Here is a 23,992-nt window from a genome sequence, read left to right as displayed (position 1 = left end):
CAAAGGTAAGTTGGGAAGAATTAAAAAATTTAGAAAATAGGCTGAATAATAGGCCAAGAAAGTGCTTAAATTTCATGACTTCTTACGAAGTCATGAAATTATGCACTTCTTGATTGAAGATAAGAAACAAAAAAAGGAGTTCAGTTTTTAAAAAGCTCCGACATTTTCAAAGATTTTAACTTCTTTTCTTTCAGATACTGCTTTTTTTGCTCTTCATAATGATTTGGAAGGACATCCTTCTCAAACTCTGTGTAAGATGAATACTTATCTTTGATCATGATTGTTCCTCCAATCGTTTGTTGTAATAATGCGCAATAAAATGTGGATTTAATTCAGGTTTAAAGTAATGTTTTCTTTTAATCCATATAAAACCATCACCTTTTGAAATGACGGCAACATCTACAGGACCACCAACAGTTTCCATACCTATTGAAAACATTCTTTTAAACGATGTTAAATTAACAAGGGTTTCCGCCATAAACGCTAATTCAGATTTTGGTAAATTTTCTATCAGTTGATTTGTATTATCAATATCATCATCAATTGAATTTGCCATCGTTTCAAAAATGTCTTTACAAATATCCGGGAATTTATTCTCAATTGCCAAACATAAATTTGCGTAAGTCTCAGGACTTACACCTTTCATAAATAAATCAACCATGTCCGTTTGTGCAAACGGATAAACACCGGTTCCTTTCTTTTCTTCGATGGTATAAACAACCTTTCCATTCCTGATTTCCCTCATCATCAAAGAATATGTTTTTGGAAAAATTTCATCGCTGCCAAATCCGGAAATAATGATTCCGGAAAAATTATAATCACTGATATGTTTAAAATAGGATTCAGTTAATTCATCAATTAAATCTTTGAAAGTATCATAAATTTTTCCATAATTTTTTTCGAGTATTTCCTTAAAATCTTCTCTTAGATTACATAAAAACTGTTGATCATTTTCAAAATCTTTTTCAATAAAGAAATACGGCTCTGATTTTTTTACATTATCAATTTCATCAAATAAAATATTTTGAATGAGTGTATTAATATTTTCAACAGGCTGGTTTAATCTATTTGATTTTTCTAAATTTGACTTTTCAGCATCCTCCTGCCTCCCATTGTTTTCATACCTTATTGCAGAGATAATGTTTTTAAGAATTTGATAATGAAATATCGAAAAGTTATCCAAAATTTCATTTTTTTGTTTTTCTTCATCAAATTCACGAATGTTTTCTAAAAAGTTGATGAAATCAAAAACACATTCTTTTAAATTTGAAAATGATTTTTTGGAGGAGGTTCTGTACATTTTGATGAGGGTTTCCCAAGAAATATTCATGAACTTACCATTCCCATAAGTCATGATCCCAATCGGTAAATCATAAGAAATGGAAAATAACTTGTTTGCAGAAGGGTATGTTTTTTCATCAAAATCTTCAGTTCCGATCGTCACCACGCTGTCGCTCGCCATGGCGACAGCATCGTCATTCATAATTACAATTTCTGCTGTCATAAAAAACAAAAAAACTCAAAGAAATAAATAATTTTTTAAATATGCTCAAAAATATTTAAAAGATTAATCAATAATTAAATAAAAACAAAAACATTTAATTAAATAAATTAATATATTAACATTTACTTTAAAGACTGTATCATTTTAAATAAAAATAAATTCAATCCATTTGATTATTATTGGATTGATCATGAAACGAAGCCTTTGGTGAGTCAATGGAATTATCGATAAATAAAAAAGTTTGGCAGTACATGCTTATTGTTTTTGTACTCTTGGTTTTAATGGTTTCGTTGGTCTTTTATTTAAGAGTTGTTTTTATTGCTTTGGTAATCGGTCTTCTGACGATCATTTTCATTGAGCGGCTGCTCCGCGTTTTCAACCGCATGACCGTCAATTATACGAAGACGCAGCAAAAAGTCATCGTTGCCGGCATTTTAGTTGTCACATTTTGTACCATGGGCGCTTTGGTTGTCAGCCAAGCGGCTTATTTTTCGGATTACTTCACCAGTTTTACGGATAGTTTGGACGAGCTCAATGCCGATTATAACACAACCGCCGACGATATCGCTGAAAACTTGACCAACATTTCCGTCGTGGAATACGTCCCCGGAATCGACAGCAATACGAACGATCCGAACGAAACGGGAAGTACTCCACCTCCGCCGGCCAACAACACGTCCAACAACACAACCGGCAACGCGTCCAACAACACAACCGGCAGCAATACGACCAATGCAACCATTCAGCCGTTTGACTTTTCATTTACGTGGAAAGATTTGATCCGGGCGATGTTGATCTCAGGAAGCGGCATTTTGACGATGGCCAAGAACTCGATTTCAATGATTATTTCCATCCTTCTGGCAACGCTCTTGGTGATTCCGATTATGACCGGATTTTACTTTAAGAGAAAAGGATATTTCGGCGACAAAATCGTTTCCTACGCGCCGGACCAGTACAAAGACGCCGTCGCCAAAACAATCAAGAGAATTCTGGGCGACCTGGACACGTACATGTCCATGAAAATTTTGGAAGCCGTCGTGATTTCCTTCCTTTACTGCATCGGATTTTACATCGCCGGCATTCCGCACTGGCTCATCAGCGGTATTTTGATGGGCGTTTTCAACACGGCGCCGTACATTGGATTCGTGATTCCGGCCTTGCCGATCATTGTGTATTCGTACAACTTCGGTATGAACACGATGCTTGCCGTCATCGGAATTATCGTCGTCATTCAGCTGTTCGACTACTTCTTCGTGCTCCCGAACATCGTGACGTCCAACATCAGCATCAAAGTGAGTTCGTTCACGTCCGTAATTCTGGCGCTCGCCGGTCTCAAACTGTTCGGTGTTTTCGGATTGATATTCGCGATGCCGCTATACATTTTCTGCAAGATTATTTTGGTTTCTTGCTACCAACAGCTGGTGCTTTTGTATCCGGACCCGGCAGACCCGAACGATCCGGAAGAAATCGCGCCAAGCGTTTTGGCGCCGGGCGAAAAACAAGCCGTTTAAAGTTGATTTAAAGTAAGCAGTTCCGATGTTGGAACTGCTGATTTCTATTTTTTAGTTTGCAGTTTGCACCTACAGGTGACTGTTTTTAAATTCCAATTTGCACCTACAGGTGACTGTTTTTAAATTCCAATTGCACCTACAGGTGACTGTTTTTAAATTCCAATTTGCACCTACAGGTGACTGTTTTTAGATTTCAGTTTGTATCCCCCGTTTCTAAAAATACAGTTGATTCCTTCCGGTTTTGTGGCCGCCAGGTTCCAACCAGCATCTTCCCATTTGCGATATCCGTTTAAACAGACGCAAAGCGTCTGTTTAAACGGGGTGGTTTGCTTGAAAGAATAAGAATGAGAGATGAAACAAAACAAAAAGCAAAACCGACCTGCAACTCAAAACAAAATCAAATACAAAAACGAACCACGATTTTTCGTCGACGCTCAACGAAAATGTGTTGCCGTAACGCGCGCGCACGCTGCCCGCCAAAAAAGAAAAAATGAGATTTTCCGTCACATAAAATCGGACAGCTGCGTCTTCTTGATCCTGTGGTTCTCAAAAGTCGACTCAATGTCTTTTTCCAACAAATAAATCCGCTCTTTCGTGTAAACGGAAACGTTATACTTTTCCGCGACCTGCTTGGACACTTCAATGTACTTGCGCACAGCACCCTCGTGGACGGTCAAAATAACGTTTCCGCCGTTGCATTTCGGGCAAGTTCCCGTGAGCGGCGGACGCCGGAATTTGGCTTCGCATTTGATGCAGCGAAACGTCTGTTTTGAGAACGCGCGCAGGTTGCCCATGATGTCGGGCAGGAAGTGAGACTTCAAAACACGCTCGGCCACGTCGGACGCGTCGACGGCGCGGATAATTTCAGCCAGCTGAAGCTGCGCGTCCATCTTGTCCGTCATGCTTTCAAGCGTCTTGTATGCGGAATACGCCGGCCCTCGCGCAATATTCGTCGTCGGATGCGTGTACATGAAATTTTCATATTGGTCGTTCGTTTTCAGGCGGCCGCTGACAAGATCCATCATCTTGGAAATCTCGCCCGGATTTTTGAAATTCTCCGTCGCGAGATAAAATTCCCGGGGGTAGCGCGCACACATATCGATGTTGTGCGCCTCCTTATCGATTTCATTCGGATCGATCCGAATCGTCAAAACCAACGGCGCGTCCATCTGGCCGCCGCGTTTGTCCGGCAAATATGACCTTGAGAAATTGAGAAGACCGTCAAGCAGCAGCATCACGCAATCCTCGTCGCCGTCGCAGTTGCGGCGTTTGGACGCATGGAAATACGGATGCGCAAAGCCGACGGACGCGCTTGTAAAACCGATGAGGCGGCCCAAAACGCCGGCTGACGTGTGCGGCGCGAGACCGATCACCAAAGTGCCGATGAGATCAGACCGGGTCTCGCATTTGTAGTACGGTTCCACACCATAATAGCGAACCAATAAATCGTCGATGTACTGCGTCGTCTTGATTAAATAATCGGCGCAGTCGTTTGAAATCACCAAATCCTGAACAAAAAGGCAAACCGTCTGACTCGGATCGGTCAGCTCGTTGCCGTAAATATCCGCCTTGTAGCCGTTGCGTTTCAGATCGTCGACCGTAATTCCCAATTCGTCCGCCCGAATGTGGGTGAGCGGAATGTCGGACATATCGTAACGGACCGTCCCGTCCTTAAACATATAAACATCGTGAAGCGACCGCAAAATTCCTTTTTCCAGCGGTTCCGGCGCCCGGGCCCGGCTCATCAATTCCTTGACGCCTTTGATCATGTCGAAATTATCGCGAACGCCCAGCCGCTCAATTGCTTCCTTGTAAATCGGCCGAAACTCAATCGTCCCTACCCGGACGCCTGTCGTCGGTTTCCCGCATTTCGGACACTTGGCCTCCGATGTTTCAATCGAGCAGCGCGGACAATAAAGCTTTTCAATCGTGTATTCGCCGCAGCCGCAGCGCCATTTGTGCGTTTCCCGGCCGCACCGCGGACAAGTCCGCGTCCCCATTTTCACTTTGATCTGACCCGTCGAACTGTTCATGGTTTCGCGGTATTCGGACGCGTCGACGATGTTTCTGGTTTTGCCGCCCTGATCGCCGATCGGGAAAAGCGCCTGCGCCGCCGGCGACATTTTGCGCATATCCGATTTTTCGGGACGGCCCATCCGCGCGCCGATTCGAGACGGCGCCCGGGGTTTGACGATCATCCCGGACAACAGGCTGACCGCTTCAAGACAGGTGTCGGCACCGTTTTCCGAAAAGATTTTCGCCGCCGACGCCGCGTCAAACTTCCGAAGGCCGGATTTTTCGGCGTCCCAAAGACCCAGACAACACAAAAACGGAACCGGATCCGCAACAAGAATCATCGTCGTATCTCCAACGGAACGAACGATATGTGAAACCAGCAAATTTTCAAGAAGCGTCTTCATTCCACTCTGCACGGCCGCTTCATAAGGAATCGATAAGCAAACTTTTCCGGCATATCGGACGTCCGAAAGCGATACGCCAAACGAACAGCTGCCAACGCCATTGTTTTCAACACCGCTTTCAAGACCGGCGGTTTCCGCCGCAGCCGGAACATATTCCGTCAGCGCGCCGTTTTCAGAAACGAACTCAGCCAGCCGGATAAAATCATCCAACGACATGTCGTGCCACAAATAATCGTAAGCCGGGTGGAGCGGAATACCGTATTTGGTCAGCAAAACGGCGTCTTCCGCGGCCAGATTTTTGAGCCGGCCCAAAATTTCAAGATATGGCGCCGCTTTGTTTTCGTCCGGATTCGGAAATTTTTCAAAATCAAAATCTGTCGGTTCGCCTTTGGATTTTTTGTCCGCTTCCCGGCGGTAGCCGTCTTCGTAATCATAAATCCACCATTCAAAAACATAAGGTGACGGCGTTAGCGGATGGTTGTTTTCCAAAAAGTCGCCGAAATTGAATAAAATTTCGCCGAGATCAATCACATATTCCAGTTCAGGCTTGATTTTTTCTGCCGCAGTGGCGTCGTCCACCCGAAGAACGTCGCCGTTCTTCAAACGGATGGTCGGACCTTCCAAAGAATCCACCGCCGCCATGCCGGCCGCTTTTCCGGGACGCTCCACTTTCAGCTGCGTGCCGTTGGTGATGAAATCACCGAGAAGATTCATCGACGCCGGGCTGATGCCGGCCGCCGCAAACGACGTGTTTCGGGCGCGGCCGTACCGGAGGCGAAAACCGCCCGGACGGGACGGATGTGAGAAAAGAGGCCGACCGGCAATTAAATCTTGTAAATATTTGTCTTTGGGCTTGATTTTTTTGGTCACCTGACCCGGCTTAATCACTTCGACTTTTGTATCCGCTTTGTCTTTGTCGTCGCCGCCGGATTTTGTGCCCGCGATCAGCTTGTCCAAAAATTCCCAGCCGTCCATTTTAAGGGCGTCCACGTGTTTTTTGACTTTCGGCGCCTTTAAAATCATGCCTTCCGCAACGACCAAGGCCATGCCGCCGCGCACCCGGTTTCCGGGGATTTCCGGCAAATTCCGGTAGCCTTCGACTTCAGCGTCTTCCGTCGCGTCGCCGTCAACGCAAACCGGACAGTTTTCAATAATCAGACGGATTTCATCATCGGTCGGCGAATACTGAAGCGACGCCGTCCGCTTATAAATCCGGATTTCTTCCGCGTAACGCTCCACCAGCTCTTTTCTCGGCTTAAACCGATCGAGACCGATGCTGCGCCGGACATAATCGCCGACCAAAACAGAAAGCGCCTGCGCCGTTCCGCCGGCGCTTCGAATCGGTCCCGAATAATAAATCCGCAGATATTCAGTCCCATCATTGTTTTTATCAATTTTCACTTCGGCAATGCCTTCAATCGGCGCCGCAACGACGCCTTCCGTGAGAACAGCCATCGACACGCGAATGGCGGCGTCCACCGCTTCCTGCTTGTCGCGGAATTTACCGACTTTGCCTTCCGCAATTTCCTTGCCGATCAGCAAGGCAGATTCCTCACGGTTTTTGCCTTCCATTTCAATTTCACGCAAGCGGACGGCGACGCCGGAAACGCCGATGAGGTTTTCCACCCGGTCGGCCAAGTCTTTCGCCAGCGGAATTTCCATATTGGGCTCGGGGTCTTCCCCATTGGAACGGGCTTTATTGGCCAGATCGATCTCATGGTGCATCTTCGACTCAAGCCGGCTGAAATATTCCGCCATATCGTCGCTGACTGCCAATTTCTTTTCTTCCATTGCCGTTCCTCAAAAAAGAGATTTTCGTTTGCTTTGCCCGATCATTCAATCAAACAAATAAAAAATGAATGACGAAAGCCGTTATTTGGCTTTCCTCATTTTGGTGCCGTAATACATCTGAATACCGATGGTCATCAAAATCATGATTCCGCCGGCCACAATCAAACCGGTGCCGATTTTTGTCATCAAGTCGCTCTTGCTGAAATAATAAAGAAGGACGCCGCCAACGATGACGACGAGGTTGATCAAATTCAAAATGCGCACCGACTCGCCAAGCTGAGCTTGCTGCTGACGGCTTCTGATTTTTGCCTTTTTTTCCGCTTTCATTGGATATCACCGATACATGCTTGAATGGATTCGACCGAGAGTCCGCCGCGCCTGAGTATTTTGGGCGGATTTTCCGTCAAATCAATAATCGTGGACGGCATTTGAATCGTTGTTTCGCCGCCGTCAATTAAAAGATCAATTTTGCCGTCCAAATCCGCCAGCACATTCGCTGCGGATTTCGGATCGGAGTTTCCGGACAGGTTCGCGCTCGGACAAGCGAGCGGCCCGGTTTTTTGAATCAGCGCCAAGGCGACCGGATGATTCGGAACCCGAAGCCCGACCGTCTTTTTCCCGCACGTCACGTTGTCCGGAATTTGAGAATTTTTGTTGAGAATAATCGTGAGCGGACCCGGCCAAAACTTCTCCGCGAGAATAAAAGCCGATTCCGGAACGTCCGACGCCATTTTTTTCATGTCGCCCGCCGACCCGATCAGGATGCTGAGCGGCTTTTCCGGCGGACGCCCTTTGGCCCGATAGATTTTGTCCACGGCTTTCGCGTCAAACGCGCCAGCGCCGAGACCGTAAACCGTGTCCGTCGGAAACGCGACGATTTGCCCGCCCGTAAGAGCAGCAGCGGCATGCTCAATAACGGTGTCAAAAACCGCTTGATCGGCCGGCGTGGGCGCGTCTTTGACCGGCAACGGAAAAACAATTGTTTTTGAAAATTCCATGAATCGCACCTCCGATGAAATTTTGCGGCAGCGGTCAGCTGCACGGACGGATAGCCGCGATTGTCCGATGATGAAACGGACAATCGGATTTGGAGACGTTACTGGCCCGTGTTGTACCTTAAAACGGCAACGACGCCGCCGAAAGCCGACATGAGTTGATTGCCTTCCTCAAAGTCGGTGGAAATAAAGTAAACTTTGGCGTTGGACTTGTCGGCCATTTCCGACAATTCGTCGACGACGTCTTTAATTTCAACATTTTCAAGTCCTGCGCCGCACTTTTTACACACGCCGATGTCCGGCACGTGTTCTCCCGGGCGCCACATGCGTGTTTTGTTGTTGTACTCGCCGCAGCTTTGACAAACGGCGGACATGTTTTCGGCGCGCAGGTCTTCGGACAAAATCAATGTTTCAACGGCGTTGATGTCCAAGTTGGACCGAACGCTTTTTTCACCGTAGGACGCGCGTCCGGATTCGGCGATGAGTTCCTTGAAAAAGCCTTTCATGATGGCTTTTTGTTCCATCAGTTCCAAGTCCGCCAGTTTTTCGCTCGCGGAATTGACAAGTTCGTAAAGCCCGGACTCGTCCGTATAAGCGATGTCAAAAAGCCCGAGAATTTTTTTCTGGAGCTCGTGGTGGAAAAACTCGCCGTCGTTGAATTCTTCTTTGGTCGGAGACGGTCCGCCGATGAGAATGCCTTTCAAATCTTTCGGGTCGACCGCCAAAAAGACTTCGCTGGCGGCGTCGCCGATGCGTTTGTAGAATTCGTGAATCGCGATCAAACGCAGACTCTGGAAACGCTGGGCGCTCTGACCACCCTTTCTTTGTTTGCCGGGAACGGTCGAGGTGAGGCGGCGGTAAGAATCGATTTTTTTACCGGTCAACAACCCGATGGTCGCTTCCCGGCGGTCCATGACCAAAAGGCCGAACGTTCCTTTTTCTTTGAGCATATATTCGAGCGGCTCTAAGTAAAACTCGGAATTGCAGTGGTATTTATAAGTCACAATCGGTTCGGGCGGGTGAATGACGTAACTTTCCATGCTGGTTTTGTTGGCGCCGATGTCGACAGCACCCGTAAAGTAAACGATCCCGTTTTCCGGCACTTTGTCCAGGTAGCGCAGCCGGGACAAAAGGGAATCAATCGCACCCTGCACGTTTGTTTTCGTCAATTTGGATTTAATGTTGGACGCCTGGCTGTGCTCCTCGCGCAAGTCGGCGGCGACGTCCGAAATCTGTTTGTCCGGCGGAATGTAAAGGGAAACCAATTCGGTACTGCGGCCGCTCTTGTCGCGAAGAATCTCAAGCGTTTTTTTGAATTCGTATTTCTCATGCGCTGACGTTTCTGCCATTTTAAAAATACTCCGAAAGAATCATTGAAATAATATTTGAATAATTGAAAATGAATTGAATATCATCTTTGTATAAATATAGATTTTAGAATTTTGGATTAAATGAACTCATAAATTATAAACCAATCTGAAAAAGACGGCAAAAACAAAGTAAAACGAACAAATAAGGATAAAAAGAAATGTTGGGTTAAAAAATAAAAACGTCCCGACTGAGATTCGAACTCAGGTCGAAAGCTCCGGAGGCTCTCAGGATATCCGCTACCCTATCAGGACTTGACAGAACAAAAAACAAAACGAAAAAATAAATAAAAAAGCCGCGAACGAATTCGCGGCGGCGACGTCCCGACTGAGACTTGAACTCAGGTCGAAAGCTCCGCAGGCTTCCAGGATATCCACTACCCTATCAGGACACAGAGCAACAAATAGGCAATATCGGATATAAACCTTATGATAATGTCAAGTCAACGCCAAGTCAACGCCAAGTCAACACCAACCCCGCAAATTCCGCCGCGCCCATGCGCGCGCGTGACAGTAATCACCTTTATTCAATGAAAACCGGAGCCGTTTTAAAAACAAAAGATAATATTTTAAAGATTCAGGGATATGGCGTATCAAAAAGCGGGGGAATCAAAATGGATGTGGCCGATAAAAAATATTTTATGAAATTCAACGACGCGACCGGGCGAAAACTCAGACCGCTCGCCAATGCGTTTGAAGAAGATTTTAAAACCGGATCCGACCTCGATGAGGCGGACAACGACATCCTGATGTCGCTCGCGTTTTATTTATGGAATTTGGACGGCAAAGCGGACGTGATCCGGGAAAAAAGCGGCGAAAAAGAAGCCGTGCTCTATGAACCGACCGTTGATGAAATCGAACGGGCGATGTCGGCGTATCACGTCGCTTTTGAAAAAGAGCTGACGGAGAAGAATTTCCACGAAGCGGTGCATTATTTGTCGGATATTTTATCGGGTCCGAATAAAAAAACGCCTCGCGTCGAATACCGCCGCGTCCCGGTTGCGATTTTCAACGGGCGCGGAAAACGCGTCTATACGCCGCCGGAGCCGGAATATGTCGGCGCGCTCATGGCGTCCGTCTTTAATCAAACGGTGCTGCTGCTCAAACAAGACCTATCCGTTTCCGAAATATTTTACCACGCGGCGCTCATTCATCTGAAAGTGATTCAGATTCATCCGTTCATCAAAAACAACGTCAAAGCCACCGTTTTGCTTGAAAAATGGTTTTTGAAAGAAAAACTCGGCAACTGTTTTATCAAACTGCCGTCTGAGAAGTATTATTTTGAAAACAAAGACCGGTACAATGTCAATACGCTGACCGGATCGGCTTTCAACAACATTGACGACGACCGCTGTCTTCCGTTTCTGCTGATGCTGCCGGAAAGTTTGAAAATTCGGGACATTTAAATTTTCGCGGCGCCGGCGCGCGCGTTATGGCGTCGGCTTTCATTGATCGTCAAAAATCAACCCCAAATTTAAAAGAAATTCAAAAGCCAATCGAATTCAAATGCAGTTGACTGGAACAATATTAATTTATACAATTTTGCAATGCCATTGCAAATTAAACTAAAATAAATAATTTGGATAAAAAAAGTGTAAATCAGACAAATTTGCAATGGCATTGCAAATTTGTCCAAATATGTCATTCAATTCTTATTTTATTTGTTTTCCGATTTCTTGGATGTGGTGTAGAAGTAGTACACGCCGGCTGCCGCGATGATAATCACGACAATGCCCAAAGCGATCCAAATCCAGGTGGTGGAAGACATGCTGCTGCCGGTTGTTAATTCAACATTGAACGTGGCCGAAGATCCGGCTGCGGGGCGGTTGCTGCTGGTGATGGTAATGGTTTGGGTTTGGTAACCGTTGGCCTCGACCATGATTTCACCGATGGTTGCGCCGTTGCTGTCTGTGTTGATGGTCACGGATCCGGCGGTGATGTATCCGGTGTAAGCAACTTGGCCGTTCGTGTCAATTAAAGAGACTTTGGCGCCGTCGACGTTACAGTTGACGATGTAGGTGCTGGTGCTGCTCGGCTGGGAAACCGGTGTGAGCGTGATGTTCACGGTCACAACTTGACCTTGGTCCATCGGGTAGGTGTAGACCGGCGTGCTGTTGTTGTAGTAGCCGCTGGCGGACGCGCGGACTTCCGTAATCGGTGTGGCCGGGATGTAAATCGGGAACCAGGCGTAGCCGTTTTGGATAGAACCGGTGTAAACAATCATGCCGTTGGCGTTGACGAGTTGAACGAGTGCGCCGTTGACGTTACAGTCCACTTCGATGAAAGCGATGTTTTCGCCGTCATAGTCATCACCGCTGTCGGTCGGAGCTAAAGTGACCGAAATGGTGGTGGTTTGACCCGGGCCCGGGTTGTTGACGGAGACAACGGCGGTTTGGTAACCGTCTGCCGAGATGACGGCTTCCGTCACCGGTGTGCCGGTGGTGTAAACCGGAATAACGGCGTAGCCGTTTTGGATGGTGGCGGTGTAAAGAACGCTGCCGCTTGAATTCAAAAGCTGAACAATGGCGCCGTCCACGTTACAATTGACGCGAATGTTGCCTTCATCGCTGCCGGGCGCGGCCAACGCGGCACCGGAAAGGACGAACATAACCAGTAAAACAATAAAAATAGAGGCGATTTTTTTGAGACTTTTCACGATATTTCCAACCTTAACATTGAATATGAGATTTTTTAGATCAATTTTCAATTTTTATTTTGAATTTTATAACTATTCTTCGAATAAAATTCCTAATAATATGCCTCCGCCATCTTTTTAATTCATTTAATGGTGAGACAAAATTATTAAAGGATATTTATTAAATAGTTAATATGTTATTTATATTTTATTAATGATTTTATTTATTTTTGATAATTTTATCTAAAATAATAAAATCCGTGTGAAAGAAAAGAAAAATGTGACAGAAAAGCACCCGTTTTCGGCGGTTCTCAGAAAAATTCTGCCGTCACGCGCGTGCCGGCGCCGCCAAAATAAAATCAGAACAGACCGGAAGAGCAATAGAATAAAAATGAATATTTGTTTCAAAAATATAAAATGTTAATTTTGATTAAAAAAAAGGATGACGTCAAAGACGTCATCCTTTCTATCTCAAGTGGGGTTAGAACTTAAGCGTGAATTTAGTTTAAGCCGCCGAGCGTCTTTTCCTTCTTTTCTTTGTAGTAAAGGTAAGCGTAGGCGATGATCAAAATAATGATCAAGACGATTAAGATAATCGGAATCCATGGAATAGTTTTCTGTTTGAGGGTGACCGTGATGGTGGCGGTTCCGTTAACGCCGGGCCGGCAGTCGTCGCCGATAGTCACAACGGCGGTGGTATATCCGTCAGCTTCGACTTTGACTTTGTCGATCGGGGTGCCGGTCAAATAAACCGGAATGGTCGCTTGACCGTTCTGAACGGTGCCGTTATAAGCAGCATTGCCATTGATATCGATTAATGTTACATTAGCGCCGTTGACGTTACATTTAATAACGTATGTGCCTTTGTCGCCGCCGACTGAGTCAGCCGCGATCGCAACGCTTGCCAATGAGAGCAAAACCAATAAAACAACGAAGATTGAAAATAAATTTTTAATAGTTTTCATTGAGTACCCTTGCCTTTATTTGAATAAGATATATAAAATGTTTATAAAATATTCCAACCCATATATTTTATAAAAATTTTTAAATAAATCATATATCCATAGTATAAAAACATAGATAGTATATAAAAATATCCCCGTATTAAACGGGGACAAAAATCCGAATGAAGCAACCATTTTCACTGAAAATGAGGTGAGTCATTAAGTTTGTCGGGTTTGGCTATTTTGACGGATGCCGGGTTTTGCATCCGTCATATTTTTCAGCGGCGGCCTCATTCGGTTTTGAACTTTTGAACATATGCATCCGGCCATTTTTTCCGGAACATCATGTTATGGAGTTTAGTTTTTTGGTTCGTTTTTTGAGTTTGTTTTTGGAGTTTGGTTTGTTTTTGTGTGGTGTTGTGAATAAACCGGCTTTGCAATCAATAAAAAACAATGCATGGGAACTAAGATGGCAGTACCATGGATATTTTGAAAATGACAGCTTTGCCGGTAAGATATTATATAAAATAAAATATATATAAAATTATGTTTTAATCTTTTTTCAAAGGAAAAATCTTTTTAAAAATTGTATTTCAAAATATATTCGATAAGAAGAGAGATGATGGACGAAGATTTGAAAAGAAATCGTAAAAGAAGCCTAACCGGGAACATATATTATATGTTCCAAGAACCGAAAACGTGTATATATATTCCAAGAACCGGAAACATGTATTATAGAAACATATTATTACATAATCCAAGAACCGTTTCCCGGTATTTTTATACTTTTTTCGGCGGAAGGCCAAGCGCATTAATCTGCGTAATCAGTTCCGAAAACGCTTCAATTTCAAACGCGATGAGTTCTTCCCGCGTCATTCCCGCGGAAATTTCCCCGTCAATCGACAGCGTGTCGGGTCCCCGGCGGACAATCCGTTTGACGCCGCCGGCGTCCATAAACTCTTTGAGTTCGCGGTCATGCACAAACGCCCGCCCCGGAATGAAAACCGTTTCTTTAATATTTTTCATATCTTCCGGACTGAGTTTTTTGAAATCTTCAAAAGTGATCAGGCAGCCGATATCTTTGGGAACAGCGACGACGTTTACCAAACCGCCGAGTTTGTCAAAAATATCGGACAAGCGTGATTCGGCTGCTTTTCCGGTAATGACCGTTGCTTCTTTGGTGACGGCGGGCAGCTTGGACAGCGCGTCCGGATCGTTGCGGATTGCAAACGGTGAATCTAAAACCGGATCGCAAAGCGGCGTTCCCGAAATCCGAAGGTTCGGATGGTTTTTCGCAGCTGTTTTCACGATGTCGGAAAATTCCTCAATGGTGTGCGGCACAATTCCCGGCATCACCGGCTCGTTTCGAAGAATCAGGCCGTTGTCGTAACTGTTGGCAAACCGCATCAAAAGAGCGCCTTTAGCACCTGTTTTTTCGAGCCATGTCAGCGTTTCGTCCAAAACGGCGCCGTCGTTGACGCCGGGAACAAGAACGATGGCCGCATAAACATTGCAGCCGCAGCATAATTGTTCAAAAACCGCCAGCGACATTTCAGGCTCGGGGTCGCGCATATATTCCTTTCGAAGCGCCGGGTCGGACGCAAAAAGCGTAAAGTTGACTTCGGAAACACCCGAACCGAGCAAAACCGGGGCTTCTTTTCCCAAAAAACCTTTTCCGCTGGTGTAGCCGATTTTAACAGGGAGACCGAATTCGGACAAAAAAGAAAGCAGAGAATAAAATTCAGGATAGCAGCTGACATCGCCGCCGCCCGTAATCATAAATCCGGTGATGTCGTTCGGATTCACTTGAGACAGCTTTCCCGCCGTTTCATCCAAAACCTGGCGCATCGGCTTAAAGCCCGAATACGATTCCCGAACGCTGCGCGTGCAATAGTCACAGCCTTTCTGATATGGCAGACAGTATTTGCAGCCGAGCGGCTCGGCGTCTTTGACTTTTTTAAAATAGCAGTACTGACAAAATCCGCGGCAATCCGTCCCGGGATTTCCGCCGACGTCGATCAAAATATCCATGACAGGAAAATGAAAAGTCTTCTATTAATAATATATGCTAGAAACCACCCTGTGTTTTGACATATATTATATGTCAAAGAAAATCGAAGAAAATGGAAGATTCAATAGAAAGACCGCCTCACTTTTCGATTTTTAAAAAATACGTCGCCGTAACGCGCGCGCATGCCGCCGCAAACAATAAACGGACCGGACCGGCAGCAACATTGAATCAGAAATTGAAAATGCAAATATCATGATAAATCATGACTATAATTTTAAAAAAACAAACTCGAAAAATACAAAATGAGTCTCATATTTCAAAAAAGATTTGAGCAAAATAATGCCGCCGTTTTGAAAATGAGTGATGTTGATTTTGGGCGGATACATGAACATTAATTAAATATGTTTTGATTCGATTCTTTGAACTTTTTTTGGAAAAACAATCTTTTTCGGAAAAAAAGACGTGTTTTGATAATATTAACACGATTGTATTTTAGAATAATACCCTTTGCTAAAAATAATGTATATCGTATTCTCATCTTGTTTTTTCAAATGATTTTTGGTTAACAAATCTCAAAAGCTTTAAGTATAAAACTTACGAATTGGATAGATGATTGGAATGGTAAATAAGTGCAGATAATATTCTCTGCATTTTGAATATCGTTTATCATAGCCAATTTTTATTTTAAATATTTAAGGAGGATATATCCGTGTCTGACACCGTAGATATCTACAGCGATAGAGGAAAACTCTTAGAGAGCAACGTAAATATCAGAGACCTTGCTCCAACAAAAAACAAGGCAGTCCAAAAAATCATTATGGACACTAAAAGATCAGTTGCAGTCAACCTTGCCGGAATTGAGAAATCACTCTCCACCGGAAAGATGGGCGGCGCTGCAAAGCAAATTCTCGGACGCAAACTTGAATACAAAGTTGTTGCTGACTCCGGCGCTCTTTCCGACGCCATCAAAAAGCTCGTCCAAGTTGACGAAGGCGACGACACTGTTGTTAAGCCCCTTGCAGGCGGAAAACAACTCTTGGTTCAAATCCCGACCGCAAGATTAACCTCGGGTGCGGAATCCACCGCCTCCATGACCGTCACTGCAGCTGCAGTTACCCAAGCGATTCTTGACACGTACAACACTGACATGTACGACTCTATGATGGTCAAAGCCGCCATTTGGGGCAGCTACCCGCAAACCGTCGGTATGGCCGGAAGCCCGATCAAAGGAATTCTCGACATCCCGCAAAACAACGAAGGTCTTGGATATTCACTCAGAAACATCACATCCAACCACGTTGCCGCTATCACCAAAAGAAACGCAATGAATGCAGCCGCACTCTCCTCCATTTACGAGCAGTCCGGTATCTTTGAAATGGGCGGTGCCATCGGCGAATTCGAAAGACACCAACTCCTCGGCTTGGCCTACCAGGGCTTAAACGCCAACAACTTGGTCTACGAAATGGTCAAAGAAAACGGAAAGACCGGTACAATCGGATCCGTTATCGAGTCCACCGTCTCCAGAGCCATCGAGAAGAAAATCATCACCGTCGACAAGACCGGCCCGTCCGGATACAAATTCTACAAAGCAAACGATGTTGCCATGTGGAACGCCTATGCCGCAGCAGGAACCCTTGCCGCAACAATGGTCAACTGTGGTGCCTCCCGCGCCGCACAAGACGTTGCCGCAACCATGCTCTACTTCAACGACATCCTTGAAAAAGAAACAGGCCTTCCGGGCTGTGACTACGGTAAACTTCAGGGCGCATCTGTTGGATTCTCCTTCTTCAGTCACTCCATTTACGGTGGCGGCGGACCGGGTATCTTCAACGGTAACCACGTCGTTACAAGACACTCCAGAGGATTTGCCATCCCCTGTGTCGCTGCAGCCGTTTCACTCGACGCAGGAACTCAGATGTTCACCATTGAATCCACATCCGCCATCATCGGCGACGTGTTCGGAACCATCGATGAATTCAGAGAACCCATTAAAGCCGTCGCAGGAGCCCTTTAAAATAACCAAGACAAGGTCTGATGTTTATGACAAATCCCACAGAATCAGGTTCAGATTGTCCGGTGCAGCCGGAAATTGGGGACACGCTCCAAATTGAGATCGTCCCGCAACGCATTTTGAGTCCTGAGACCTCGGAAAAACTTCTCGGAAGAATTTACGATTGCGACGGGATTGTCAGAGTCATGGTGCAAGGATCAAGTCTTCCGGATAAGGTCGGATACGGACCCGGAAAAGGCGAAAAAGTCAGCCATCCTCTCAAAAAACCAATTGAGGTGGAAGGCCAAGAAATCAACATGAGAGTCAGCCTCGGGCGGCTCCGGATTGAAGTACTCGACGAAGAATGTGTGGAACAAATCAGATTGGCTTGCAAAGAAGTCCTGAATTTTCCGTTTGAATTTTATGTCGGAACGTTTTTCAAAAAACACGCAACCGTTGTTGATTACGCCAAAATGGGACCCTGTGCCGATGAAACCCTTCTCGGAATGACGGACCCGAAAGCAAAACTTGACCAAATCGTCTACATCAAAAAAGAGGAAGACGACGAAGACAACAACACAAGCGGCGAAGAATGAAAAAGCACCTACGGATGCAATGATTGAGATCAAAACCAATCGGTGAATAATAAATGATGAACTTTAACCGGAACACCCAAGTTGTGGATTGTCGCTGCGGCTTAAGCCACGGAAAAGGCGGCAGTCTCGCCCGCGCGGGAACACTCTCCCAAGCCGGCAAACTGGAAGTCGTCGTTGTGGCGATGGGATCCGGACGAAGACACGTGACAAAACCGATTTGTGAAATCACATATGCTATCCGAAGAGAAAATATTCACACCGGCGTTTTGGTCCTTTACGCAGGAACCGGTTATCCCGACTCGGGAACCATGGGATCTTTCGGTATTGACCCGAAAGAATTGGACCAAATCAACATGCACAAAATGGCCATCATCCATTTCGGAAATGTCCGGAACCACTTTGTGAAAAAAGCCCGGGATATTTTCAGCGGCGTGCACATTCCGGCAATTATTATCTGCCAAGCACTTGTGGATTTTGAAGACTTCGCGAAAGTCGGCATCAAGACGCGCAACGTAAAACCCAAAGAGAAAGACATGATTTCCGACGGTATGATCTTAAATATCGTAACAGGAGTCGCAAGAGGCGACGCTTGTTCCAGAGAGAAACTGAGCGAGATTATCGTCAAAACAAAAGAAGCATTAGGCCAAATCGAATAAGGAGTTAGTAATATGGCATACAAAGCACAATATTATCCAGGTACAACCTCTGTTGCACAAAACAGAAGAAAACACATGGGTCACGACTTAGAAAAATTGAGAGAAATTTCTGACGAAGACTTAACCGCAATTCTCGGACACCGCGCTCCGGGTCAAGACTACCCGAGCACCCACCCGCCGCTCGCCGAAATGGAAGAGCCGCCGTGCCCGGTCAGAGAGATCGTCGAAGCGACCCCCGGCGCAAAAGCCGGTGACCGTGTCAGATACGTTCAGTTCGTTGACTCAATGTACAACGCACCGTCCGTTCCGTACGTCCGCTCGTACTACGCCGCCATCAACTTCAGAGGCGTCGACCCGGGAACCCTTTCCGGTCGTCAAATCGTTGAGGCCCGTGAGAGAGACATGGAAATCATCGCCAAAGACCAACTTGAAACTGAAATGAGCGACCCGGCCCGCTCCAGCATCCGCGGCGCCACCGTTCACGGACACTCCGTCAGACTTCAAGAAGACGGCGTTATGTTCGACATGCTCGACAGAAGCAGAAAAGAAGGCGACGTCATCATTATGGACAAAGACCAAGTGGCTATCCCGCTCGACCGCAAAGTCGTCCTCGGAAAGCCGATGTCTGAAGAAGAATTAGCCAAGAGAACCACCATCTACCGCGTGGACAATGTCCCGTACAGATCCGATGCAGAAGCAATCGAATGGGTCCACAGAGTGTACTTACAAAGAACCCAGTACGGTTTCAAACCGGGATCAAACAAAGCCCAGTAAGGAGAGACAAAAATGGCACAAGATATTTTTGACAGATTCAAGAGATCCATGGAAATCAAATTCGGAGAAGACTATGGAGACAACAGACAGGGCGGAACAGACATTACCTCTAAGACCGCGAAGTTCCTGAGATTAGGACCGGAGCAGAGCCCGAGAAAGAGAGAAATGATCAAAGCCGGTAAAGAAATCGCGAAAAAGAGAGGACTTGCAGGCTACAACCCGATGATGCACACCGGTGCACCGCTCGGTCAGAGATGTATCACCCCGTACAGAATTTCCGGCACCGACATGGTCGTTGACCCCGATGACCTCCACTACGTCAACAACGCTGCCATGCAGCAAATGGTTGACGATATCAAGAGAACCAACATCGTCGGTCTCGACATGGCTCACGAAACACTCGAGAAAAGACTCGGTAAAGAAGTGACTCCGGAAACCATCAACAACTACCTCGAAAACCTTAACCACTCCCTTCCGGGCGGCGCTGTCGTTCAGGAAATGATGGTCGAGTGCCACCCGGGACTTGTTGACGACTGTTACGTCAAGATCTTCACCGGAAACGACGAACTTGCTGATGAAATCGACAAACAATTCTTGATCGACATCAACAAAATGTTCCCGGCCGAACAAGCCGCACAACTCAAAGCCGCGATCGGTAACACATCCTGGCAAGCGCTCCACATTCCGACCATCGTCATCAGATCCACTGACGGCGGTCAGACCAGCAGATGGTCTGCCATGCAGATCGGTATGTCCTTCATCTCCGCATACAACATGTGCGCCGGTGAAGCAGCTGTCGCTGACTTGTCCTACGCTGCAAAACACGCCGGTGTCATCAACATGGGAGAATTACTTCCGGCCCGCCGTGTCAGAGCACCGAACGAGCCCGGAGGAGTTTCCTTCGGTCACCTTTGTGACATCGTCCAGTCCAGCCGTGTGAACGTCGATGACCCGGCCAAAGTCGCCCTCGAAGTCGTCGGCGCAGGCTGTGTCATGTACGACCAGATCTGGCTCGGTTCCTACATGTCCGGTGGTGTCGGTTTCACACAATATGCAACCGCAGGATACACCGACGATATCTTGGACAACAACTTGTACTACAACATGGACTACATCAACAAGAAGTACAACCAAGCTGCCAAGACCGGAACCGCAAACAAGGTGAAGGCCACCAACGAAGTCATCAAAGACATCGCCACGGAATCCACCCTCTTCGGTATCGAAGAATACGAAAAATACCCGTCTGCCCTTGAAGACCACTTCGGTGGCTCCCAGAGAGCAACCTCCCTTGCAGCAGCAGCAGGCTGCGGTGTCTCCATCGCCACCGGAAACGGTAACGCTGGTCTCTCCGGCTGGTACCTCTCCATGTACCTCCACAAGGAAGCCTGGGGACGTCTCGGATTCTACGGCTACGACTTGCAGGACCAGTGCGGTGCCTCCAACGTTTGTTCCTACCAGGGCGACGAAGGATGTCCGGCTGAACTCCGCGGACCGAACTACCCGAACTACGCCATGAACGTGGGTCACCAGGGCGGTTACGCCGGTATCACAATGGCTGCTCACTCCACCAGAGGAGACGCCTACACCGTGAGCCCGCTCGTCAAAGTCTGTTTCGCAGACGACTTGCTGCCGTTCGACTTCACCAGACCGAGATACGAATTCGGCCGCGGTGCCCTCAGAGAATTCGAGCCGGCCGGCGAGAGATCTTTGATCATCCCCGCCAAATAAGCGTGTTCTCGAACATAAAAATTAAAAATAAAAAAAATGAAATTCGGATGAAAATTCCGAATTTCATCCCGCCGGACAAACGAAAGTTTGTCCGGCTTTTTTTTAGCTTACAAAAACATTCATAAATTTTGGATTACAAAAACATTCATAAATATTCGGGATAATGTTACTTTGGAATTGTAATGAGTTTGGGGTCAAGCTCTTGATTTCCAAGTATATTTTTCAATTTTTGTTTCGATTTTTAATTTTTGAATCGGATAACAGGTATTTTCTTTGGGGTTAATTTTTCCCTGATTTTCAAGAAAAGAAGGCGTTAAAATGGAAGAAAATAAGAATAACTCATCCGAAGCCGGCGGCAGTTCCGCTGATAAAAAACCAAGCGCAGCATCAACCATCGGAAAACTTCTGCTCGTCGTTATTATTTTTGCCGTCCTTGTGTTTTATTTGTCGCAAACGGGCGCTCTGGCGTCCATCAATCCGGGATGGGGATTTAAAGCGCTCAACGAAAAAAGTTCCGAGAATTTTGACGAAGCACTCGTCTTTATTTGGGACACGCAGATGAACGACTCGACCACGAGCGGCGTTCAAAAATGGGCGGCGCCTATGAAAATCAAAATTGAGGGCGATCCATCCGACAAGGATTTAAAAGCGCTCAATCAGACGATTGCGGAATTCAACACCATCCAAGGTTTCCCCGGCATGCAGATTGTAAACAGCGGCGAAAACATCAAAATCATCTACACAACCAATGAAAATTATGAAACCGTCCGAGATCAATATTCAAGCGGCGGTTTTGAAAAGAGTTTCTGTGATTTCAACATTCGAAACGGCGAAATCTATCAAGCCAACATCATTATGGAACCGGGCGGACCGCAGGGATATAGAAACAGCGTCATGCTCCACGAATTCGGCCACATGCTCGGCTTTTACGACCACGTCGACGGTCGAACCAGCATTATGAATATGAATAATCCGGTGTCAAGTTTCTCCAAAACAGACACATTGGCGCTGAAAATGATTTACAACCCGGACATTCCGATCGGTATGCCGTATTTCAGATTGTGCGATTATTATGACAACACGACCGTGGATGAATTTGTGAATAATTAATTCGAATAAATCCGGCGCTCGGATTTATTTTTTACTTTTCTTTTTTACATTTTACTATTTTTATCATTTCATTTTTACTATTTATTTTTCGTACTTGAAACGTTCTTGATTTTGAACCTACTATATTTTCCGTAAAAAATAAATAATCTCGGAAAATACATCAAAAACGGAGAATCAAAAATGGAAAAACTCACCCCCGAACAAATTACCGCCGCCAAATCTAAAGGCTTCCTGCAAAACCGCAACACAACCAATTTTTCGGGACGCATCGTCGTCCCGGGCGGCGTTTACACCGCCGAGCAGTTGGCTCAGATTTCCGAATGCGCGAAACGCTTCGGAAACGGAAAAATCGCAATGACCACCCGCCAATCCGCCGAAATTGTCGGCATTCCGTACGAAAACATCGAGCCGGCACGCGAATACATAAATGGCCTCAATTCCGGCATTTTCTTCGGCGGCACCGGTCCCAAAATGCGCCCGATTTCAGCCTGCAAAGGAACAACATGCGTTTTCGGCGGCTGCGACACGCAGGGAATTGCCCAAAAACTGCATCAAATATATTTCGTGGACCGTTTGGGAGAAACATTTCCGGCCAAGGTAAAAATTGCGGTCGGCGGCTGCCCGAACAACTGCGTGAAACCGGATTTGAACGACATCGGCATCGTGGCGAAGCGTCAGAAGGGAGAAACGAAATATCAGATTTATGTCGGCGGCATATGGGGACGAAAAACGAGAGTTGGAACGCCGGTTTCAAAATTGATTGAGGAAGAAGAGATTCTGCCGATGGTGGATCAGATTTTGGCGTGGTACGCAAAGAATGCCAATCCGAAAGAACGGCTGGGATTTTTGATTGAACGGGTCGGGATTGAAGATTTGGAGAACGCGCTGTTTTCGGAAAAATGAAACCGATATCAAAACTGTCTCTTGAAGGTGGTGAGAGTTTTATGAAAATATTTCACAATCTAGAGACGTTTTGAAAAAATATTTTCTCACAAGTGGTGAGAGAAATTCAAGATAAAAATGAATATGATATCAATTTTCCCAAAAACCGGCCGTTTTTTAAGAAAATATGTCGCCCGATGGTGCTGAGAGTTTTGTCAAAATTTATCGATTGCAATAGACATTGTCATAGAATAATTTCATACAAGTGCTGAGAGTAATTCAAGATAAAATTACCTGGATATTGGTTTTTGATTGAAAAGGATATCAATGACCATTTTTAATACTTTTAATTTTTGAACAAAAGATTTTAACGAATGAAACCGTTGTCATTCACATCAACAGAATTGAGGATTGAATATGGATTACAGCGGAATACCGATTTATCTGATTTTGGGCTTTATCATTCTTCTGGCAATTATTTTGCTTCTGGCTGCTTTTTTTATGCGCAAAATGGCCAAAAAACAAAATGAATTGACTTTCTACGAACAGGACGCCGGCAACAAAGAATATGATCTCGACTTGCTCTTGAGAGATCAGGCCGAACGCTTGAGCTATCTCGCGGTTTTGCTTCAAAAATATGATGCGGACGGAAAACTCCGTCAAACCGTCGCCGACGCTCAGAATGAAGAAAGAAGTGTGGCGGAATGTTACAAAAGCATTCAATCGGCCGGCCGGATCATGAACGACATGATCGCCAAAAACCCGCAGATTATCGAAAACCCGATGTATGCGGAACTGATGAACGAAATCGAAATCAATGCCCGAAAAATTCATGAATTCAAAGAAAAATACAATACGGCTGCCGCAAAATATAACAAAATGATAAAGGCGCCGACAAATGCGGATATCGCCGACAAATGGGATTTCGAAGAAAAAGAAATCTTGGGCGCGTCGCCGGAAATGAATCAATAAACCGGATCGACAGAATTTATATTTTCTTTTATTTTTCTCTTTGTTCTTTTTTTTCTTTTTTTATGGCGGGCGCCGCCGCGCGCATTACAGCAACACATTTTCGGCA

19 protein-coding genes and 2 tRNA genes are annotated in these 23,992 nt (G+C 45.8%); 10 read left to right on the top strand and 11 right to left on the bottom strand.

Annotated features, from left to right (window positions below):
* Positions 1 to 140 precede the first annotated feature (140 nt).
* Entirely contained in the window at positions 141 to 278 is a 138-nt protein-coding gene (locus MsAg5_RS03725; protein ID WP_338099277.1) for a hypothetical protein, read from the bottom strand.
* A complete protein-coding gene (locus tag MsAg5_RS03720; protein WP_338099276.1) occupies positions 275 to 1,504 on the bottom strand; it encodes a hypothetical protein in 1,230 nt (409 codons plus the stop codon). The genes MsAg5_RS03725 and MsAg5_RS03720 overlap by 4 nt, the downstream gene beginning before the upstream one ends.
* A gap of 215 nt (positions 1,505 to 1,719) precedes the next feature.
* Here MsAg5_RS03720 and MsAg5_RS03715 point away from each other — a divergent pair, with 215 nt between their 5' ends.
* A complete protein-coding gene (locus MsAg5_RS03715) occupies positions 1,720 to 3,015 on the top strand; it encodes an AI-2E family transporter (protein WP_338099275.1) in 1,296 nt (431 codons plus the stop codon).
* 503 nt (positions 3,016 to 3,518) lie between these two features.
* Here MsAg5_RS03715 and MsAg5_RS03710 read toward each other — a convergent pair.
* The 6 genes from MsAg5_RS03710 to MsAg5_RS03685 all read right to left on the bottom strand — a co-directional run bounded on the left by MsAg5_RS03710 (position 3,519) and on the right by MsAg5_RS03685 (position 9,980).
* Entirely contained in the window at positions 3,519 to 7,226 is a 3,708-nt protein-coding gene (locus MsAg5_RS03710) for a DNA polymerase II large subunit (RefSeq protein WP_338099274.1), read from the bottom strand.
* Positions 7,227 to 7,307: 81 nt separating this feature from the next.
* The gene (locus MsAg5_RS03705) at positions 7,308 to 7,553 is read right to left on the bottom strand and encodes a hypothetical protein (RefSeq protein ID WP_338099273.1); all 246 of its coding nucleotides are present in this window, start codon (positions 7,551 to 7,553) and stop codon (positions 7,308 to 7,310) included.
* Complete coding sequence (locus MsAg5_RS03700) at positions 7,550 to 8,224, bottom strand: L-threonylcarbamoyladenylate synthase (RefSeq protein WP_338099272.1); 675 nt, start codon at positions 8,222 to 8,224, stop codon at positions 7,550 to 7,552. Before MsAg5_RS03700 ends, MsAg5_RS03705 begins: the two co-directional genes overlap by 4 nt.
* A 98-nt stretch (positions 8,225 to 8,322) precedes the next feature.
* Positions 8,323 to 9,570: a peptide chain release factor aRF-1 gene (prf1, locus tag MsAg5_RS03695; protein ID WP_338099271.1), complete on the bottom strand. Its 1,248-nt coding sequence runs from the start codon at positions 9,568 to 9,570 to the stop codon at positions 8,323 to 8,325.
* A gap of 201 nt (positions 9,571 to 9,771) precedes the next feature.
* Positions 9,772 to 9,843: transfer RNA gene (locus tag MsAg5_RS03690), tRNA-Arg, on the bottom strand.
* Between the two features lie 65 nt (positions 9,844 to 9,908).
* Positions 9,909 to 9,980 (bottom strand) — tRNA-Arg (locus tag MsAg5_RS03685).
* A gap of 222 nt (positions 9,981 to 10,202) precedes the next feature.
* Here MsAg5_RS03685 and MsAg5_RS03680 point away from each other — a divergent pair.
* Positions 10,203 to 10,994: a Fic family protein gene (locus MsAg5_RS03680; RefSeq protein ID WP_338099270.1), complete on the top strand. Its 792-nt coding sequence runs from the start codon at positions 10,203 to 10,205 to the stop codon at positions 10,992 to 10,994.
* Positions 10,995 to 11,245: 251 nt separating this feature from the next.
* Here the strand turns inward: MsAg5_RS03680 and MsAg5_RS03675 are convergent, their stop codons facing one another.
* The 3 genes from MsAg5_RS03675 to mmp10 form a co-directional block, all read right to left on the bottom strand.
* Positions 11,246 to 12,244: a hypothetical protein gene (locus MsAg5_RS03675; RefSeq protein WP_338099269.1), complete on the bottom strand. Its 999-nt coding sequence runs from the start codon at positions 12,242 to 12,244 to the stop codon at positions 11,246 to 11,248.
* Between the two features lie 479 nt (positions 12,245 to 12,723).
* Positions 12,724 to 13,188 (bottom strand): hypothetical protein, encoded by a 465-nt coding sequence (locus tag MsAg5_RS03670; protein ID WP_338099268.1) that lies wholly within the window; start codon positions 13,186 to 13,188, stop codon positions 12,724 to 12,726.
* A gap of 759 nt (positions 13,189 to 13,947) precedes the next feature.
* On the bottom strand, positions 13,948 to 15,198 hold the full coding sequence (gene mmp10 / locus MsAg5_RS03665; RefSeq protein ID WP_338099267.1) for a methyl coenzyme M reductase-arginine methyltransferase Mmp10: 1,251 nt from the start codon (positions 15,196 to 15,198) through the stop codon (positions 13,948 to 13,950).
* 689 nt (positions 15,199 to 15,887) lie between these two features.
* Between mmp10 and mcrB the strand changes: the two genes are divergently transcribed.
* The 8 genes from mcrB (at position 15,888) to MsAg5_RS03625 (ending at position 23,886) form a co-directional block, all read left to right on the top strand.
* Positions 15,888 to 17,192 (top strand): coenzyme-B sulfoethylthiotransferase subunit beta, encoded by a 1,305-nt coding sequence (gene mcrB, locus MsAg5_RS03660; RefSeq protein WP_338099266.1) that lies wholly within the window; start codon positions 15,888 to 15,890, stop codon positions 17,190 to 17,192.
* Positions 17,193 to 17,218: 26 nt separating this feature from the next.
* Positions 17,219 to 17,764, top strand: coding sequence for a methyl-coenzyme M reductase operon protein D (mcrD, locus tag MsAg5_RS03655; RefSeq protein ID WP_338099265.1), 546 nt, complete (start codon positions 17,219 to 17,221; stop codon positions 17,762 to 17,764).
* A 56-nt stretch (positions 17,765 to 17,820) separates the two neighbouring features.
* Complete coding sequence (mcrC, locus tag MsAg5_RS03650) at positions 17,821 to 18,420, top strand: methyl-coenzyme M reductase I operon protein C (RefSeq protein WP_338099279.1); 600 nt, start codon at positions 17,821 to 17,823, stop codon at positions 18,418 to 18,420.
* A gap of 12 nt (positions 18,421 to 18,432) precedes the next feature.
* The gene (gene mcrG / locus MsAg5_RS03645) at positions 18,433 to 19,194 is read left to right on the top strand and encodes a coenzyme-B sulfoethylthiotransferase subunit gamma (protein WP_338099264.1); all 762 of its coding nucleotides are present in this window, start codon (positions 18,433 to 18,435) and stop codon (positions 19,192 to 19,194) included.
* 12 nt (positions 19,195 to 19,206) lie between these two features.
* Positions 19,207 to 20,922: a coenzyme-B sulfoethylthiotransferase subunit alpha gene (gene mcrA, locus MsAg5_RS03640; protein ID WP_338099263.1), complete on the top strand. Its 1,716-nt coding sequence runs from the start codon at positions 19,207 to 19,209 to the stop codon at positions 20,920 to 20,922.
* 318 nt (positions 20,923 to 21,240) lie between these two features.
* Positions 21,241 to 22,032 carry a DUF2927 domain-containing protein gene (locus tag MsAg5_RS03635; RefSeq protein WP_338099262.1) on the top strand — a complete coding sequence of 264 codons (792 nt, stop codon included), beginning with the start codon at positions 21,241 to 21,243 and terminating at the stop codon, positions 22,030 to 22,032.
* Positions 22,033 to 22,212: 180 nt separating this feature from the next.
* Complete coding sequence (locus MsAg5_RS03630) at positions 22,213 to 22,935, top strand: hypothetical protein (protein WP_338099261.1); 723 nt, start codon at positions 22,213 to 22,215, stop codon at positions 22,933 to 22,935.
* 396 nt (positions 22,936 to 23,331) lie between these two features.
* Positions 23,332 to 23,886 carry a LemA family protein gene (locus MsAg5_RS03625; RefSeq protein ID WP_338099260.1) on the top strand — a complete coding sequence of 185 codons (555 nt, stop codon included), beginning with the start codon at positions 23,332 to 23,334 and terminating at the stop codon, positions 23,884 to 23,886.
* Positions 23,887 to 23,992: the final 106 nt, after the last annotated feature.

It is taken from the genome of Methanolapillus africanus (genome assembly GCF_032714475.1).
Lineage (GTDB): Archaea > Halobacteriota > Methanosarcinia > Methanosarcinales > Methanosarcinaceae > Methanolapillus > Methanolapillus africanus.
The sequence above is the reverse complement of the archived record's forward strand: the minus strand, read 5'-3'. Positions and strand labels throughout refer to the sequence as shown.

Excerpts from the sequence above, each read along its gene's own strand:
- MsAg5_RS03725 (WP_338099277.1), bottom strand. The coding sequence starts at position 278 with ATGATCAAAGATAAGTATTCATCTTACACAGAGTTTGAGAAGGATGTC.
- MsAg5_RS03635 (WP_338099262.1), top strand. The coding sequence starts at position 21,241 with ATGGAAGAAAATAAGAATAACTCATCCGAAGCCGGCGGCAGTTCCGCT.
- MsAg5_RS03625 (WP_338099260.1), top strand. The coding sequence starts at position 23,332 with ATGGATTACAGCGGAATACCGATTTATCTGATTTTGGGCTTTATCATT.
- MsAg5_RS03700 (WP_338099272.1), bottom strand. The coding sequence starts at position 8,224 with ATGGAATTTTCAAAAACAATTGTTTTTCCGTTGCCGGTCAAAGACGCG.
- MsAg5_RS03670 (WP_338099268.1), bottom strand. The coding sequence starts at position 13,188 with ATGAAAACTATTAAAAATTTATTTTCAATCTTCGTTGTTTTATTGGTT.
- mcrD (WP_338099265.1), top strand. The coding sequence starts at position 17,219 with ATGACAAATCCCACAGAATCAGGTTCAGATTGTCCGGTGCAGCCGGAA.
- MsAg5_RS03630 (WP_338099261.1), top strand. The coding sequence starts at position 22,213 with ATGGAAAAACTCACCCCCGAACAAATTACCGCCGCCAAATCTAAAGGC.
- prf1 (WP_338099271.1), bottom strand. The coding sequence starts at position 9,570 with ATGGCAGAAACGTCAGCGCATGAGAAATACGAATTCAAAAAAACGCTT.
- MsAg5_RS03710 (WP_338099274.1), bottom strand. The coding sequence starts at position 7,226 with ATGGAAGAAAAGAAATTGGCAGTCAGCGACGATATGGCGGAATATTTC.
- MsAg5_RS03720 (WP_338099276.1), bottom strand. The coding sequence starts at position 1,504 with ATGACAGCAGAAATTGTAATTATGAATGACGATGCTGTCGCCATGGCG.
- mmp10 (WP_338099267.1), bottom strand. The coding sequence starts at position 15,198 with ATGGATATTTTGATCGACGTCGGCGGAAATCCCGGGACGGATTGCCGC.
- mcrG (WP_338099264.1), top strand. The coding sequence starts at position 18,433 with ATGGCATACAAAGCACAATATTATCCAGGTACAACCTCTGTTGCACAA.
- mcrC (WP_338099279.1), top strand. The coding sequence starts at position 17,821 with ATGAACTTTAACCGGAACACCCAAGTTGTGGATTGTCGCTGCGGCTTA.
- MsAg5_RS03715 (WP_338099275.1), top strand. The coding sequence starts at position 1,720 with ATGGAATTATCGATAAATAAAAAAGTTTGGCAGTACATGCTTATTGTT.
- mcrA (WP_338099263.1), top strand. The coding sequence starts at position 19,207 with ATGGCACAAGATATTTTTGACAGATTCAAGAGATCCATGGAAATCAAA.
- MsAg5_RS03680 (WP_338099270.1), top strand. The coding sequence starts at position 10,203 with ATGGATGTGGCCGATAAAAAATATTTTATGAAATTCAACGACGCGACC.
- MsAg5_RS03705 (WP_338099273.1), bottom strand. The coding sequence starts at position 7,553 with ATGAAAGCGGAAAAAAAGGCAAAAATCAGAAGCCGTCAGCAGCAAGCT.